Below are 15,692 nucleotides of genomic sequence, written 5' to 3' on the forward strand. Positions count from 1 at the left end.
CGAGCCCCGACGGACAAATCCAAGCTACCGCACAGCTGCGACACCCCTTGGTGGTCAAACGGTGCGGCTGCCTGCGCTGCTTGTGCGTCGGGGCAAAAGTGAGCACGCTGGTTGAGTCCCGTTGCGTTGTCACTCATAGAGAGGAATCGGTACGTGAGCGACGAACGTTACGACGCGTCCGCCACCATCCAGGTGGCGACGACGGCCGCTCGGGTCGTGGAGCGGCCCCCGCGGGTCGGCTACGTACCCAGCCGGACCAACCGGGTGCGTGACGGCCTCGCCGTGGCGCTGCTCGTCGTCGCGATGCTGCTCCCGTGGAACCTTGAATTCGGTCTCGGGGTGCCCGGCAGTGCCGGGTCGACGTTCGGCGTGCTGGCCGTCGTGACGCTGCTGGCCATCGGTGCCGCGCTCGCCCCGCACCTCGGTCCGTTCCGCCTGGCCGGCCCCAAATCCGACGTCCGTCGAACCAGCCGCATCCGGCTCGTGCTCAGCGTCGCCTACCTCGTGGTGGTCATCTGTTTTGTCGGCTACCACCTGGCGCAGACGGTGAGCAGCGGCGGAACCGGGGCCGTGCCGCCGGGGGTGGGGCCGGGCATGCTGCTCGGCCTCGCCGGTGCACTGCTGGCCGCGCAGCCGCCCATCACCTCGATCACGATCGAGGACAACAAGTTTCGCCGCTGGTACGCCATCGCCCGGGTGATCGGTTTCCTCTCGATCGCGCTCGCGACGCTGTCGGTGGCGTTCAACCTCTACTGGCGGCTGCGGTACCTGTTCGTCACCCAGGTCGAGTTCGGCGGTCACGACATCGCCGTCATCGTCACCACCCTGCTGTACGGCGCGGAGGCGATGATCGCGCTGGTCATCGCTTCACGCTGGCTGACCGAGCGGACCGGGGCGGCACGGCTGGCCACGACGGCCGTCGGTGTCTCGGGCGCGATCGCCGCCACGCTGGTGTGGCTTGCCGGCATCGGCCGCGATATCGACGCCTTCCACGGCATCGCCCAGAACACCTCGACGGCGGCCGTGGGCTACGAGGGCTACCTCGCCTGGGCCGCCGCGGCCGCGATCGTGGCGCCGACGACGCTGTACGCCGTCTTCCTGATCAAGCCGCCGACCATCGGGGCCTACCGCGGTGCCGCGCAGAAGTGCCTGACGCTCATCGCCTTCTGGGCGTTCGCGGCGGCGGCGCTGCGGATCGTCGACTTCTTGATCGCCCTGTCACTCGACCTCCCTCGGGCGCCGTACGACACCGTCGCGATGACGGTGTTCAACCTGGTCACCGCACTGGTCGCACGGTGGCTGCATCGCCAGCTCGACCAGGGGCTGACCTCGACGACCGTGGCCGCCGCCTTCAGCGCGGTGCTATTCGTCTTCACCGTGGCGAACGTGGCCATTGGGGTGGCTCTGGCGCCGCGTTACGCCGGTCCGGCGCCCGCGGCGATCTACGGCAACAACCTGGCTCAGCAGATCACCAGCACCTTCGATGTCACCGTGTGTGTGCTGAGCCTGCTCGTGCTGGCGGTGATGGTGTTCACCGGGCCGTTCGCCGGCTACCTGGTGCGACGCGAAACCCGTTCCGCCAAGCGGGTGCCCGAGCCACCGACGGAGGCCGTGCCGTCGAAGCCTGCCGTCGAAGAGTTCGCACCGCCGACCATCGTTCGGCAACCCCGGGCGGCGTCCGTCCCGAGAATCGTTCGCCTGAAAGAGGATTCGACGACGGTGCTGGCCGCCCCGCCGACCGCCGATCTTCAGGTTCCGACGCGGGCGCTGCGGATTCAGCGTCGTCCGCAGCGCCCGCCGTCAGAGCGTTAGCCGGCCTTCGCGCTCTCGTGCTTCGAGGGCCGGTTGTTCTGAGTGTCCGCCGACTTCGCGGCCTGCTTGGCCGCACGCTTCGCGGCGCGAACGGACGTCCGGTCTGGCTTGTCACTGTCCGACCCGGCGCTCGGCGCGGACTCATGGGCTGACTCGCCGGCGGGCGAAGCCTTCCCGTCGCGCGCCTGCGAATCGTCCGTGTCGCGGACCACCTTCAACCGCGGCGCCGAGTCGGTGCGCGGGGAGTCCGATCGTGTCAGCGTCGGACGACCGATCGATGTTGACTTCGTCTCGTTGCCGGTCTCGACCGTGGCGGCAACAGTGCTGTCCGCCTTGATTTCTGCCGGAACGGGGCTATTGGCCGGGACAACCGTCTTGTGCGGCGCTGTCGCGCTGCCGATCGCCTGCAGCACCTTGGCCAGTGGCCGGGTGGCGTCGGACAGCGCTGCCGCGACGTCCTCGACCGCGTGGCGCACGCCTTGCTCGAACGGCGAGTTGCCCACCGGGTCGATGGGATGGTCGGTCACTGGTGTTTCGGGTTCGGTGCCCGACACAACGGGCTGGGGCAGGGTGGGGGTGTACTTTTCGCCGCCCAGAATCGCCAGTGACTGTGCGAACGCCGCCGGCAGCTCGTTGAGTGCCTCGTGGATCTTCTCTGGAGGCGTGACCCAGCTGAACTCCTTGACCTGACTGGGATCTGCGGTGCGGTCGTAGCCCATTTCGATGAACACCCGCAGGATCGGGTCCATGGCGTCGACGAATCGTTCCGCGCCGATCAAGGATGCGGGAATGCGCAGCGGTGCCAGCAGTGGCAGGAACTGGGGCAGCATCACGTAGGTGGTGTTGCCGACCTGTGTGGTGACGGCGTTGGGTGCGTCAGGGTGCTCCAGCACGTAGCCGGGAAAGACATGCTGGAACAAGATCCCGGCAACAGCGTTCGCGACGGACAGCACGTTGAAATATGCCGGGAAATCAGCGAATCCGTCGTACTGGTTCTGGTAATAGGTCGTCTTGAAGGGGCTGTCGGACGGCCCCGGCCGGCCGAACGGGAAGATGTCGCCGAGCACGGGCAGATCGCTCCACGAGGTGAAGCGGGTCAGGATGCCGCCGTTGGGCTGGTACGGGTCGCCGATGAAGACGAACTCGTAATTGTCGGCGTTGGCAACATAATTCGGGTCTTTGGCCATGCTGGCGCGCACGATCTCGGCGACTTGGGTACCCTGCGACATGCCGATGATCGTGACCTTGTCGTCTGCGGGGGTGTTGGCGATGTCCTGTTGGAGGTAGCCCGCCCCGATCTCCTCGGATCGTTTGAGCGACTGCGGCCAGTACGGAATGTCGGACAGCCCAGGCAGATCGGAGATGATCGGGAAGCTGAGGTTGATCTGCGCCGGGTAGGGGACTGTGTGGAACGAGTCGCCTTCGGGCACCGTGCTCCCGTAGAAGAACATCGGGATGCTCAACCCGAATCCGTCGAAGGAGGGCCCGACGCCGATCGTCGTACCGATCAGTCGAACGGCGGCGCTGTATGTGGCCGTCGGGGTGCTGACCGTGACTCCCGCCGATACCGCGACGACGACGCCGCCGGTCAGCAACATCGACCCCCAACGGCGTGAACCGCGCTGTCGGCGCGCACCGCGCGACGACTCCCCCCGACCCCAACCCCGCATGCTGTTCCTTCTTTCCTCATCGTGGTGAGTCGGCCGTCCAGATGGCACGGCCGGAACATCTGAGCCTGCGACCAGCACGTCAACAGCGGAATGTGACGTGCGCCACTTCGCATGCTGCCGGAAAGCTACCAGTGGGTAGAGATGAATGACAAGAGTCGCTTTTTGAAACAAGGGCTCTTGTTGCAAACCGGGGTTTGCAGATTCAGCGGGTGGACGCCGCGATCCCGGCGCGAACCACCGCCACAAAGCTCGCGAGATTGCCGATCAGCGTGTCGATGGTCGGCGGTGAAGCGCTGTCGGTCTCCCGCTGGTGCAGCCAGTCGGCCACGCTTTCGAACAGCCCGCCCACGGTCGACACCGCCAAGGCGTGATAGTCGACCGCGCCCGTATCGGGCAGGCAGGGAAACTCGCGCTGCCGCCACAGATTTTCGAGAAACGCCGCAGTCCAGCGGCGATTCTCGCGGCGCAGCCGCTCGACGCGCGGCGAGATGCCGGCACATTCCCCGAAGGCGACCACAGCCACCCGGGGGTCGTCGACGAGAGCGTGGGCGAAGGCCGACAACAGTCGGTGGACGGTTTCGTCGGGATCGTCCGGCGCATCGGCGAGCGCCTCGACCGCTTGCTTCTCGATCCGTGCTGCTATCTGGGCGAGCAGGGCCAGGTAGCAGTCTTCTTTGCTGTCGAAGACTTCATAGAACGCCTTGTTGCCGACATACGCCGTCTGGCAGATCTGCTCGATCGAGGTGTTGGCATACCCGTCGCGCGCAATCAGGTCAAAGGCCGCCGTCAACAACTGCTCACGGCGATACGCACGACGCTGCTCGGCGTCGAGTCCGCGGATCGTGCGCTGCCCGCGGGGCTTTGCAGCCTGGCCCGGCGTTGTGCCTGCGCCGGGCGCCGCCGGCGGTCTATCCATGGCCCGGAGTGTAGTGCGGTCGGTATCCCGAGGTCGGACGGTTAGCCCGCGCGCTTGCGCTTGCGATCCGAAGGGCGATGGCGTTCAGCGGGTGCAGACTTCGCGGCCTTCTTGGCCTTGGCCGCGCCGACAGCCGAGCCAACCGACGAGCGAACAATCGAGCGAACGGAATCCCGGTCGGAGCCCTTCGCCTGCAGGGCCGCCCTCAACCGCTGCACCGAATCGCTGCGGGGCGAGCCCACTTGCGTGTGCGTCTTCGGGGCGCGCAGTGACGTCGGCGCGTTGACGGCGTCGGTCGGCTCGGTGGGCTCGGTGGGCTCAATGGTCTTCTGTGTCCTCGTCGCCTCGCCGATGGCTTGAAGCACTTTGGCAAACGGCCGGGTGGCGTTCGACAACGTTGCCGCCATGTCCTCCACCGCGCGGCGTACGTCCTGCTCGAACGGCGAGGTGCCCACCGGCACAATCGGATGCTCGGTCACCGGTGTCTCGGGTTCGGTGTCGGAGACGACCGGCTGGGGCAGCGTGGGGGTGTACTTTTCGCCGGCGAGGATGGCGATCGATTGCTTGAACGCGCGCGGCAGTTCGTTCAGTGCTTCCTGCACCTTCTCCTGAGGCATGACCCAGCTGAATTCCTGGGCGTGACTGGGATCTGCGGTGCGGTCGTATCCCATCTCGACGAAGACCCGCAGCACGGGGTCCAGGGCGTCGACGAATCGTTCCGCGCCGACCAGGGATGCGGGTATGCGAAGCGGTGCCAGCAACGGAAGATACTGGGGCAGCATCACGTAGGTGGTGTTGCCGACCTGTGTCTTCACCGCGTTCGGGGCGTCGGGATACTCCAGGACGTAGCCGGGGAATGCATGCCCGAACGCCTGGCCGGCAAAGGAATTTACGAGCGACAGCACGTTGAAATAGGCGGGGAAGTCGGCGATGCCGTCGTATTGATTCTGGTAGTACGTGGTCTTGAAGGGGCTGTCGGAAGGCCCCGGACGGCCGAGCGGGAAGATGTCGCCCAGTACCGGAAGGGTGCTCCACGATGCCAATCTGGTGAGAATGCCGCCGTTTGGTTGATAGGGGTTTCCGATGAAGACGAACTCGTAATTCTCGGCATTGGCAACGTAATTCAGGCTTTTGGCCATTGCTGCCCGCGCCAGTTCGGCGACCTGGTTGCCCTGCGATACGCCGATGATCGTGATCTTCTCACCGGCCGCCGTGTTGGCGATGTCCTGCAGCAGGTAGCCGGCGCCGACCCCCTCGGATCGTTTCAGGGACTGCGGCCAGTACGGAAGACCCGACAGCACCGGCAGATCCGAGATGATCGGGTAGTTGAGGTTGATCTGTGCGGGGTAGGGGAGGGTGTGGTACGAGTCGCCTTCCGGGATGGTGCTTCCGTAGAACAACATCGGGACGGTCAATCCGAATGCGTCGAAAGAGGGCCCCACGCCGATCGTCGTGCCCACCAGCCGAATCTCAGCACTGTAAGTGGCTGTTGGTGTGCTGACCGTGATTCCTGCCGATACCGCGACCACGACGCCACCGGCCAACAACATCGAAGCCCACCGATGCGAAAAACGCTGCCGGCGCGGACGGCATGACGATATCCCCCGACCTTTCATTCATGAATTCCTTTCTTAAGAGTTCTCGTTGGTTCTTGAGGGACCTTTATGCCTCCGCCTTCTCGGGGCGCGCTCCATGCTGCGCTGTGTCACAGTGAATTGGTGGGGAAATTCGGAAGTGCCGGATTAGTTGCCGTCATGGCGGCGGCGGCTTCCGTGATGAACAACGTGGCGATTCCGTCCGCCAATGCGACACCGTGTCCGGATGCAGAGGTGGTTTTCGCCCGCGGCACGATGGAAGCGCCGGGCGTAGGAGACACCGGGGAGGCGTTCATCAATTCTCTGCGCGCCAACGTCGCTCCGAAATCGGTGGGGGTCTATCCCGTCGATTACCCGGCGACCACCGATTTCCCAACTGCCGTACAAGGAATCGCTGATGCTCGGGCGCGCATCATGACCACCGCCGCCAACTGCCCGGACACCAAGATGGTGCTCGGCGGGTTCTCCCAGGGTGCGGCGGTCATCGGGTTCGTGACGGCAAGCGTTGTGCCGGACGGGGTTTCACCGGCAGATGTGCCCGCACCGATGCCGTCCGATGTGGCGGACCACGTGGCGGCCGTCGCGTTGTTCGGCAAGCCGTCGCCGCGATTCATGAAGGTGCTCAACAACCCGTCGGTCGTCGTCGGGCCGAACTACACGGCCAAGTCCATCGACCTCTGCGTCGACAACGATCTGGTGTGCGACCCGCAGGGCAGAAGCTTCGGCATCCACACGCAGTACGCGGAAGCCGGCCTGGTGAACCAGGGCGCCGCGTTCGCGGCGAGCAAGCTTCAGGACGACTGGGCGCAGCAGTCAACCCAGCCCGCTGCGCCGGCGATATTGGGCGGCACCGGCCCGGCGCAGCCTGCGCGTGTCCAGCCGGCCCAGCCCGCCCAGGCCGCCCAGCACATGGGCCCGGCGCCGCAGTCACTTCCCGGTCCGGCCCCTGCTCAAAGCCCGCCGGCGACTTCGCCGACCGCGCCCTCGCCGGCACCGGCCGCACCGGCGCCCGTCGCGCCGCTGGCCTGAGCCGGCCTAGCGGTGCGCGTTACCGCCGAACAGGTAGACGCCGGTGTGATGGCCGATGAAATTGTTGGCGATGAACAGCACGCCGGCGACCACCACGACCAGCACCAACGCGAACATCACCCAGCTGAGGCCCGTCAGCAGACGGCGACGGCCGACGTCTGAGGCGTCGTCGGCGACATCACCCGCGATGTGCAGGCGCACACCGATCGCGAACAGGGTCGGCACGGATGCGCCCACTGCCAGGCCGAACAGCAGGATCTTGCCGACGGCCACGAGATTGATCCAGTTACTCATGCGATGTTCCCGCTCCGGTCCTCGACCGCGGTCAGGCTGCCCTGCCACGCGTCGTTCACGTTCTTGTGGTCGATCGGGGGCTTACGCGACCTGAGCCAGATGGGCACGGTCGAGGCGATCAGGGCGACGAACCCGACCAGCGGCCCGGCGAAGCCGCCGATCCCGTGCACGAGGACGTAGGTCAGTGCGCCGATCAGGCCCGCGGCCGGCAGGGTGATCAGCCACGCGGTGGCCATGTTGCGGGCGACGCCCCAGCGCACCTCGGTGCGACGGCCCAATCCGCTGCCGAGGATGGACCCGGTCGCGACGTGCGTGGTGGACAGCGAATAGCCGAAGTGACTGGACAGCAGGATGGTTGCCGCCGAGGAGACTTCGGCGGCCATGCCCTGGGGAGCCTCGGTGTCGACCAGTCCCTTGCCGAGGGTGCGGATGACCCGCCAGCCACCCGAGAGCGTGCCGAGGGCGATGGCGATGGCGCAGGCGGCGATCACCCAGAACGGCGGCATCGTCGCGGAGTCGTCGACGGCGCCGTAGGAGATCAGGGCGAGGAAGATGATGCCCATTGTCTTCTGCGCGTCGTTCGTGCCATGCGCCAGTGAGATCAGGGATGCCGAGCCGATCTGTCCGTAACGAAAGGCGGCGATCGTGCGGTCCTTCGGAAGGCCCCGGATCAGCCGGTAGACCAGCCAACTGGCGATGCAGGCCACCACACCGGCGATCAGTGGTGACAACACCGCGGGCACGATGACGGTCGAGACCACGCCGTGCCAGATCACGCCATGGCCTCCGACGGCGGCGATCATCGCGCCGACGATGCCGCCGATGAGGGCGTGCGACGAGCTCGACGGAATACCCATCAGCCAGGTGAGCAAGTTCCACAGGATGCTGCCGACGAGCCCGGCGAACACCAGCTCCAAGGTCACGAGATTCGCGTCGACGAGACCCTTGGCGATCGTTGCGGCCACAGCGGTGGACAGAAACGCGCCGACGAGGTTCAGCAGCGCTGACAGCGCTACTGCCGTACGTGGTTTCAGTGCTCCGCTGGCGATCGACGTCGCCATCGCATTGCCGGTGTCGTGAAACCCGTTGGTGAAGTCGAACATCAAAGCGGTGAAAACGACAATGCACAGCAGGAGGAACTGTAACGACACGGTAAACAATTCTTGAACACAATCGCTACGGAAGCCTAATTAACTGGCTGAGGTCTCTGTCACGTTCGGGACCCCGAGGTGTGGCTCCGAAAATGGCTCGCGTGTGGTAGCCGGTTTGGTGGGCCGTCAGCGTTTCGGGATTTCGATGCCCAGCAGCTTGAGCCCCTCGTTCATGCGGAGATGGGCCTCATCGATGGTGGTGCCCAACTTCGTCAACCGGGTGGCACTGTTTGCCGGGGTCAAGGCCACGCATTGGTCGGCCATGCTGCGGAAGCCGTCGAAGCCGTCCCCGAGGGCGGCGTTGACCAGGACGTCGGGCCCGGGCAGTACTTTCGGCTGTGTCGAGTCGACGTAGGCGCGCATATCGGTGCAGGCGCGGTGCAGTGCCGGGTAGTCGGTGACGGGAGCCGTCATCGCGTCGCCGATCGGGCCCAGTTGCGTGCCCAGTCCCGCGACCGCGTCCATTACCGCTTGGCGCCATTCATCGTCCACCGGGGCCGCGGTCGGCCTGCCCGCGACTGCGCACCCGGCGAGCACGGACATGGTGGCCAACGCGGCGGCGAGGTACCTCATATGCAGCGAGCTTATGGTGTGCGGCCGCGTGGGTGCGGGCCGATATCAGACGGAGGAGTTTGCGCGCAGATCGCCGCACCCACGTGTAACCGGCGTCACACCGGTAACCTGATCAACGACTGACTAGGCAGATCGGGGGATCGGTATGGATCTCGTGCTCGGCCTCGCGATGACTTCGAGAGCCGTTCGGTGGGTGCTCGTCGAAGGGACGACGGGCGAGGGGCGTCCGCTCGATCGCGGCGCGATCTCGTTCGAGGATGTCGCCGGTTATGACCCCGACGGCCTGCTGCGGGGCTTGGTGGACGACACCGAACTCGACGGCGGACACCGTATCCATGCCATCGGCGTGACGTGGACGAATGATGCCGCGCCACTGGCCGGTCACATCATGCAATCTCTGGATAACCGCGGCTACGGAAATGTCTTCGCGGTCTCGGAGATCGAGGCGGCCGGGATGCTGGCCAGTGGCATCGCCGAGATCACCGAGCACGACGACATCGCGGTGTGCATCGTCGAACCCGACGCCGCGGTGGTGGCGATCGTGACCCCCGACGACGTCAGTGCCGACCGCATCGAGCGGTCCGACACGTTCGTCGCCGACATCACCGGACTGTTGGCGCTGACCGGCCGACCGATCAGCGCGATGTTCGTCCTGGGCTCCGACGCCTGCGGTCCGATCGTGTCGGAGCTGGCCGATTCCGTCTCGACTGCGGTGATCACCGCGGCCGAATCCGATCTGGCGTTTGCGCGGGGCGCAGGACTGGCGGCGGCGCTCGCGGTGAACACCGCGGCCACACCGGCCAAGGCGGTGCACTGGACCAAGGTCGGCGCATTGTCGTCGGTCGTCGGCGGGGCACTGGTGACGCTCGTCGTCGCGACCTCAGCCGCCATCGGGCTGCACCTGCATCCGGGCGCGGTATCGGAAACCGCGCACGCCGCTGGAATCCAGGAATCGGCGCCCGCTGCCGGGCCGGCACCGAAACCGGTGCACAAGCCGGTCGACAAGCCCGCCGTCAAACCGGCCCCCGCGGCTCCGCCGCCGGCTCAGGCGGTCGAGGCCGCCAATCCGCCGGCACACCAGCCACCCGCCCAGATCCCGCCGGCCCCGGCAGCTCCGGCCCCGGCGCCCGCGCCCGCCTACGTTCCGCCCGCACCCGCGCCGGTCTATGCACCGCCGCCGTATGTTCCCCCGCCGGTGACCTACCCGCAGCCGCGGCTGCGGGACCGGATCATCGAGCGCATTCCGATCATCAACCGGTTCCACTGAACTTGGCGGTCAGCCCCGCTCGGGCCAGCCGGGCCTGCTCGGCTCGCACGACCTCGTCCTGATGTGGTGGGGCCTGCTCGGGATGCTGCGCCAGGCGACGGATCGGCTCATCGACGGTGCCCCTGGCCAGCAGCCGGTACACCCGCACGGTGTGCAGTTCGCTGAGCCGCTGGGTGCGTCCGATCACCTGCCGCTCGGTGCGCGGCTGCCACTGGGGTTCGGCGATGATGAACACCACCGGAGCATTCAGCCGGCGCAGGTCCAGCGCGCCGGCCCCGATGTGGGCCAACAGGGTGGCCGGGCCGCGGTCGGTTGCGAACGCGTCGACGACGGCCTGCTGATCGGGTACCGACGCGTCCACCGGTCCGAAGATGTTGCCCGGCAGGGCTTTCCGGATCACCTCGAGTACCGCGGGAAAATGCGAGAACACCACCACCCGGGCGCCGTTGATGTGGGCCTCGTTGGTGAGTTCGATGAGCCGGTCCAGCTTGGCTCCCGGTGTCGGTGAGCCCGACGGCCAGGCGCCTTGCCGAATCGCGCTGAAGTTTCCGCTGGAGACGCACTGTCGGTAGCGCTCACGGTCGGCTCGGCTGAGTCGCACCCACTCCTCGGTGGCGATCCGAACCGGCAGTTCGTCGACAACATCGCGGTAGTCCCGTCGCAGGTACACCCGGTCCACGGCGCGGCGGAAGGCGATCGATCCGCGTTCGCCGGCGTTGGGCGCGACCTTGCCCGCGACGTCGGGTTGCAGAAAGTCGGCGAGATGGCGAAAACCGCCGATCCGCTGGTGCATCGGCACGCCGGACAGGAACAGCACGCGGTTATCGGAGGTCAGCACGTTGCGGACGGCCCGGGACCGGTCGGACTTCGGGTCCCGCAGCAGGTGTGCCTCGTCGATGATGACCAGCCCGGGGCGTTCGGGCAGTTTGATGCGTTGCAGGGTGTTGTAGGACACGATGGCCACACCGCCGGAGGTCTTCCAATCCTCAAGGCGCGCATCGCGTTCGCTGCCGCGGATCTCGATTGCCCGCAGCGCGGTGTGCTTGGCGGTCTCTGCGGCCCAATGGATTCCGGTGTTGGGCTGGCACACCACCAGGGTGTGGCGTAGCTGTGCGGCGGCGGCCAGGTGTGCCACGATCGCCAGGGCCTGCAGGGTCTTGCCCAGGCCGAGCTCGTCGCACAGCAGCACCCGCTCGCGGGCCAGCGCGTAGCGGGCGCCGAATTCCTGGTATCCGCGCAATTCGGTGCGCAGCAGTGATCGGTTCAACGGGGTCTGCTCGACCTGTACGGCCACCTCGGCCCCGACGAATCCCTGGGCTGCATCCACATCGGTTGTCCCGGAGGCGAATTCACTGAGAAGCTGGTCGATGGGGCGAGGGTCGGCGCGGTAGTGTGCCCACACGTCGCCGTCGTGGTGGTGGGCATCGTCGATGCGGTCCAGCAGTCCGCGCGCCGACTCGAGCAGCGGATCCGACGCGGTGTGGCTGCGCAGCCGCGGCATCAGCCGGCGCAACTGCTTGACCGGCACGTCGGTCTCGGCCAGCGTCAGCAGCGAGGACAGCAGCTCGGTGTCCTCCCCGGCGCGCAGCCGGGGCCGGGTGGTGGTGCGGATGTGGTCGGCCATGGCCTGGGCTGCGGCCTGCACCGATTGCGCGGCCTCGATGTCGACGCCGGGAACCTGGGTCAACAGCCGGGCGGGCACCGTGTGGATGTCGGCGACCCTGCGGTACTCGGAGTTGGCCAGCCCGCCGAGACGCGCGCCGGGCGCCAGATACGGGCGCAGGTGCTGCAGCGGCGCCGAGTGCAGGGTCTGCGTAACCACCTCGTCGGTGCGGGCGCGGATACGGTCGGCGATCTCGGCGCGGAGTTTGCCGACACCGGCGAGCGCGGAGTCGGCATGGCGGATCAACTCGGTGAGATCGGCGCCGTCCATGACTCATCATCATGGCACCTCACCTCGGTGGCCGGGTGCACGGAATGTCGGGAATTCTTCGGCGGAATCTCGCCTCCGCTCAGTTTCGCCACGGGGAATGCCCAGGTCGCAGCGATAGCTTGAGGTGACCGTACATAAACGTATGGAAGGTGCGGATCATGCGAATAATCTCTGCCGCCGCGCTGGCTGCGGCCGGCGCCGCGACGTCGATCATCCTCGCGCCCCTCGCGGGAGCCACTGTGGCGGGAGTGCCGATGGCAGTCAGCACATTGCGCCGGCGCCGCAGTCGTGTACCACCACCAACGTCGGCAGTGAGTGCATCTCGCCCGGCAATGCGCAGATCAACGACTCTCCGTCGTTCGTCGACGCGTTCCCGATGTACGGGGCCTTCCCGTGGATTCTGTGATGCGCACTGTTTCTAGGAGGTCGGGGCATGGCCGTCGACAACGAGTTGGAGCTCGGCTTCAAACAGGTGAAGTGGATCGAGGCGGTCGAATTCGTGTCTGATTTCCGTGAAGTCGGTTGGGGCCGTGGTGGGTACAACGAGGACCACGAGTATTTCGGCTACCGCATGCCGATTTAGCCGATTCGGACGATTGATCGATGTGCCCGCCTGTCAGCGACTTTTCAGCGACAATTGCCACACGGCTAACTCCTAGCTCGTCAAACCCATTGTCGCTGACCGTTTTCGCCAATCCGGCACCGCTGACCTCATCAGTCTCACTGGTCCAGTGCCCGCGTATCAGCGACACTGTCGCTGATAACCGGGCACCTCGAAATCTGTGACGAATGAAACTGGTATGCATTCGAGTGGCACAAGTTCACTTCGGGCGCGCGGCACATGGTGCTCACGGTGTGGATGTGGCGATTGTCGCTGAAAAGTCGCTGATAGCCGGGCAACTCGGCACTCCCGTCCCGCCCGCGACACGCCGATCCCGCCGGGCAACACGCGAAAGCCTCAGATCATGTCGTTCTTCGTGAGCCAGCGCATCACCGGCCAGCCGATGAACACCGGCAACCAGCAGGTCAGCACCCGGTAGAGCAGCACCGCCGGCACTGCGATCCCGGCAGGCACGCCGAATGCCGCGAGACCACCGATCAGGGCCGCCTCGACCGCGCCCACACCGCCGGGGGTGGGGGCTGCCGAGGCCAGGGTGCCGCCGACCATGGTGACGACCGTGACGGTGATGAATGAGGTGGTTCCGCCGAACGCCTCGACGCTGGCCCACAGTGCCAGGGCTGCGCCGAGAGTCGTGCCCGCGGCGCCCAACACGATGAGCGCCAACCGTTGTGGTTCGCGGGCCAGTTTGACCAGGTCGTCGGTGACCTCTTTGAGTTTGGGGCGCAACGAGGACGACAGCCAGCGCCGCAGTTTGGGCACGGCCAGGAACGCCCCGATCAGCCCGAGTGCGAGCCCGGCGATGAGGTACAGGACGGTGGAGCTCGGGACGAAATGCGACAGGTCGGCCGAGGCCCCGGCCATGGTGCTGAAGAAGATCAGCAGGATCACGTGCACGATCACCTGTACCGACTGCTGCAGGGCCACCGCCGCGGTGGCACGCGTCGTGCTCAGCCCGCCCTTCTGCAGGAACCGGGTGCTCAGTGCCAGGCCGCCGACGCCCGCGGGCGTGGTGGTGGCGGCAAAGGTGTTGGCCACCTGCATGATCGAGAGGTTGCGGAAACTCACCAGCCCGTCGGCACATGCCCACAGCGCGGCCGCCGCGCCGACATAGGTCAGGGCCGAGACGGTCAGCCCGAGCAGGGCCCACGACCAGTCCACGGTGCGCAGTTCGGAGAAGAACGTCGGCACCGTGCTGATGAACGGGTAGGCCACGTAGACCAACGCCACCAGCAGCACCAGCTGGATCACCTGGGTGCGGGTGAACCGGGTGATGGTCTCGGCCTGGATCTGGTCGGCACCGGTCTGGCGTTTCACCTCATCGCGTGCGGCGGCCATCACTGCTTTGGCGTCGGGAACGGCGTCGCGCACCCGGGACGGCACCGCGGCCTTGGTCAGCCGGCGTGATGCGGTGAGCACGGTGTCGCGGCCGAACGCATCGATCGCCGCGGTGACCGCCGCCTTCGCGTCGTACAACGCCGTGGTGGTGACGAGCAGTTGCGCGATGTCGGACTGCAATTGGGCGTCGGTGGCACCGTATTCGGCGCTGCCGAACCCGCCGAACAGCACGGCGCCGTCGTCGACGGTGATCTCGTTGCTGCACAGGTCGCCGTGGGATATCTGGTGGTCGTGCAGGGTGCGCAGCGCGTTCCAGACGCGACCGACGGTGGTTTCTTCGGTGCTGTGGTCCAGCGGGATGCCGCGTTTGCGGTTGTGTGCGTAGAGCGTCCACCCGCGGTCCAGCGCCGCCACCGACATGGTCGACGTGCTCGCCAGGCCCAGGTCGCCGATGGCGATGGCCATCAAGGCCCGGTGCTCGACGGCGCGGCGCATCGAGGTCTGCAGGGGCGCGGTCTCATTGGAGCGCAGCCGTAGCTTGCGCCACACCTGCCGTACGGCGCCGCCACTCTGTTGGTTGGGGCCGTAAAGCTCGACGATGGCGCTGGAGTCGGGATCCGGCGACTGCGCGGTCAAAGTCAACGGGCCGGCGCCGGCCGGGCGCACCACGGTGAACGCCGAGACGACGAACCCGCGCCGGGCCAGCGCGCGCACCGCGCCGTCGAGCGGGACTTCCAGGGCGGGGGTGCCGACGAGCCACACCACCAGGGCGCCGACGAACCAGCCCGCGGTCAGGCCCAGCAGGGAGCGGGCCGGCACGACGGCGCTGACCACCAGATGGATCGGGACAAATGCCAGCAGCAGCGTCCACCACCAGCGGCGCAGCCGGCGTGACAGCCACGGCCCGGAGACGGTGAGGACAGCGGCGAGCATGCCGATCCAGCGCGGGTCATCGAGGAACTGCGAGAGCTGGGAGCTGAGCCGGTCCGAGAGATCGAAATGCCATCTGGGCGCGGCGATGCCGTTGGCGGTGATCGACAGCGACAGCATGGTGATCAGGGCCGCGGCGGCATAGGCGCCGAGCAGTTTCCACTGGCGTCCCAGGACCAGGCTGACCAGGATCACGAACGGCAGTGCCAGGATCGCGATGCCGTACGCCAGGTAGACCAGGTTGGACTGGGTGGGCGTCAGCACGCCGACGATCTCGGAGATCGACTTCTCCAGCGCCACCCACTCGTAGCGGGTGATCAGCGAGCTGGTGATGACGGTGGCCAGGAAGATCGCGGCCAGCGTCAGCCGCAGGATGTCGTTGGTGCGACGGGTCGGCGGTTGCAGGAGGCTGCCGGTGACAGTGATGTCCCGTCCGTCAACGCGCAATGTTCCCCCTTTCCCAGCCGGTTATCGAGACCCGCTATCAAAGCCCGCGACCAAAGTAGCGGGATCGGATGCGGATATCGGCATTTGGTGGGGATCTGGACCGTTACGAATTCACATC

The 15,692-nt window shown here is 66.7% G+C and carries 12 protein-coding genes; 4 read left to right on the top strand and 8 right to left on the bottom strand.

The genetic code is table 11. The features are described 5' to 3' along the window. The first annotated feature begins 153 nt into the window (after positions 1-153). The gene (locus tag EYZ64_RS06450) at positions 154-1,812 is read left to right on the top strand and encodes a DUF7937 domain-containing protein (protein WP_135452727.1); all 1,659 of its coding nucleotides are present in this window, start codon (positions 154-156) and stop codon (positions 1,810-1,812) included. Here the strand turns inward: EYZ64_RS06450 and EYZ64_RS06455 are convergent. From EYZ64_RS06455 to EYZ64_RS06465, 3 genes are all read right to left on the bottom strand, one after another. Next, positions 1,809-3,482, bottom strand: a complete 1,674-nt coding sequence (locus EYZ64_RS06455) for a PE-PPE domain-containing protein (protein WP_286174658.1) — start codon at positions 3,480-3,482, stop codon at positions 1,809-1,811. The two genes, EYZ64_RS06450 and EYZ64_RS06455, sit on opposite strands and share 4 nt — an antisense overlap. Positions 3,483-3,684: 202 nt before the next feature. Next, a complete protein-coding gene (locus EYZ64_RS06460; protein WP_135452728.1) occupies positions 3,685-4,398 on the bottom strand; it encodes a TetR/AcrR family transcriptional regulator in 714 nt (237 codons plus the stop codon). Between the two features lie 41 nt (positions 4,399-4,439). Beyond that, positions 4,440-5,927, bottom strand: coding sequence for a PE-PPE domain-containing protein (locus EYZ64_RS06465; RefSeq protein WP_286174659.1), 1,488 nt, complete (start codon positions 5,925-5,927; stop codon positions 4,440-4,442). Positions 5,928-6,116: 189 nt separating this feature from the next. Here EYZ64_RS06465 and EYZ64_RS06470 point away from each other — a divergent pair, with 189 nt between their 5' ends. Next, complete coding sequence (locus EYZ64_RS06470; protein WP_353653666.1) at positions 6,117-7,022, top strand: cutinase family protein; 906 nt, start codon at positions 6,117-6,119, stop codon at positions 7,020-7,022. Between the two features lie 6 nt (positions 7,023-7,028). On the opposite strand, the gene EYZ64_RS06475 is transcribed toward EYZ64_RS06470, so the two are convergent. From EYZ64_RS06475 to EYZ64_RS06485, 3 genes are all read right to left on the bottom strand, one after another. After that, entirely contained in the window at positions 7,029-7,316 is a 288-nt protein-coding gene (locus EYZ64_RS06475; RefSeq protein ID WP_135452730.1) for a hypothetical protein, read from the bottom strand. Further along, a complete protein-coding gene (locus tag EYZ64_RS06480) occupies positions 7,313-8,467 on the bottom strand; it encodes an inorganic phosphate transporter (protein WP_135452731.1) in 1,155 nt (384 codons plus the stop codon). The genes EYZ64_RS06475 and EYZ64_RS06480 overlap by 4 nt, the downstream gene beginning before the upstream one ends. Positions 8,468-8,593: 126 nt before the next feature. Then, entirely contained in the window at positions 8,594-9,040 is a 447-nt protein-coding gene (locus EYZ64_RS06485) for a hypothetical protein (protein WP_135452732.1), read from the bottom strand. A 145-nt stretch (positions 9,041-9,185) separates the two neighbouring features. Here EYZ64_RS06485 and EYZ64_RS06490 point away from each other — a divergent pair, with 145 nt between their 5' ends. Beyond that, positions 9,186-10,307 (top strand): DUF7159 family protein, encoded by a 1,122-nt coding sequence (locus EYZ64_RS06490; protein WP_135452733.1) that lies wholly within the window; start codon positions 9,186-9,188, stop codon positions 10,305-10,307. Here EYZ64_RS06490 and EYZ64_RS06495 read toward each other — a convergent pair. Continuing rightward, positions 10,291-12,240 (bottom strand): SNF2-related protein, encoded by a 1,950-nt coding sequence (locus EYZ64_RS06495; protein WP_135452734.1) that lies wholly within the window; start codon positions 12,238-12,240, stop codon positions 10,291-10,293. The two genes, EYZ64_RS06490 and EYZ64_RS06495, sit on opposite strands and share 17 nt — an antisense overlap. A 433-nt stretch (positions 12,241-12,673) precedes the next feature. Between EYZ64_RS06495 and EYZ64_RS32000 the strand changes: the two genes are divergently transcribed. Next, a complete protein-coding gene (locus EYZ64_RS32000; protein ID WP_353653667.1) occupies positions 12,674-12,823 on the top strand; it encodes a molybdopterin-binding protein in 150 nt (49 codons plus the stop codon). Positions 12,824-13,198: 375 nt separating this feature from the next. Here the strand turns inward: EYZ64_RS32000 and EYZ64_RS06500 are convergent, their stop codons facing one another. After that, positions 13,199-15,574, bottom strand: coding sequence for a lysylphosphatidylglycerol synthase transmembrane domain-containing protein (locus EYZ64_RS06500; RefSeq protein WP_135452735.1), 2,376 nt, complete (start codon positions 15,572-15,574; stop codon positions 13,199-13,201). Between the last annotated feature and the right edge of the window lie 118 nt (positions 15,575-15,692).

It is taken from the genome of Mycobacterium sp. DL99, assembly GCF_004762045.1.
Lineage (GTDB): Bacteria > Actinomycetota > Actinomycetes > Mycobacteriales > Mycobacteriaceae > Mycobacterium.

Excerpts from the sequence above, each read along its gene's own strand:
- EYZ64_RS06455 (WP_286174658.1), bottom strand. The coding sequence starts at position 3,482 with ATGCGGGGTTGGGGTCGGGGGGAGTCGTCGCGCGGTGCGCGCCGACAG.
- EYZ64_RS06460 (WP_135452728.1), bottom strand. The coding sequence starts at position 4,398 with ATGGATAGACCGCCGGCGGCGCCCGGCGCAGGCACAACGCCGGGCCAG.
- EYZ64_RS06475 (WP_135452730.1), bottom strand. The coding sequence starts at position 7,316 with ATGAGTAACTGGATCAATCTCGTGGCCGTCGGCAAGATCCTGCTGTTC.
- EYZ64_RS06485 (WP_135452732.1), bottom strand. The coding sequence starts at position 9,040 with ATGAGGTACCTCGCCGCCGCGTTGGCCACCATGTCCGTGCTCGCCGGG.
- EYZ64_RS06490 (WP_135452733.1), top strand. The coding sequence starts at position 9,186 with ATGGATCTCGTGCTCGGCCTCGCGATGACTTCGAGAGCCGTTCGGTGG.
- EYZ64_RS06495 (WP_135452734.1), bottom strand. The coding sequence starts at position 12,240 with ATGGACGGCGCCGATCTCACCGAGTTGATCCGCCATGCCGACTCCGCG.
- EYZ64_RS32000 (WP_353653667.1), top strand. The coding sequence starts at position 12,674 with ATGGCCGTCGACAACGAGTTGGAGCTCGGCTTCAAACAGGTGAAGTGG.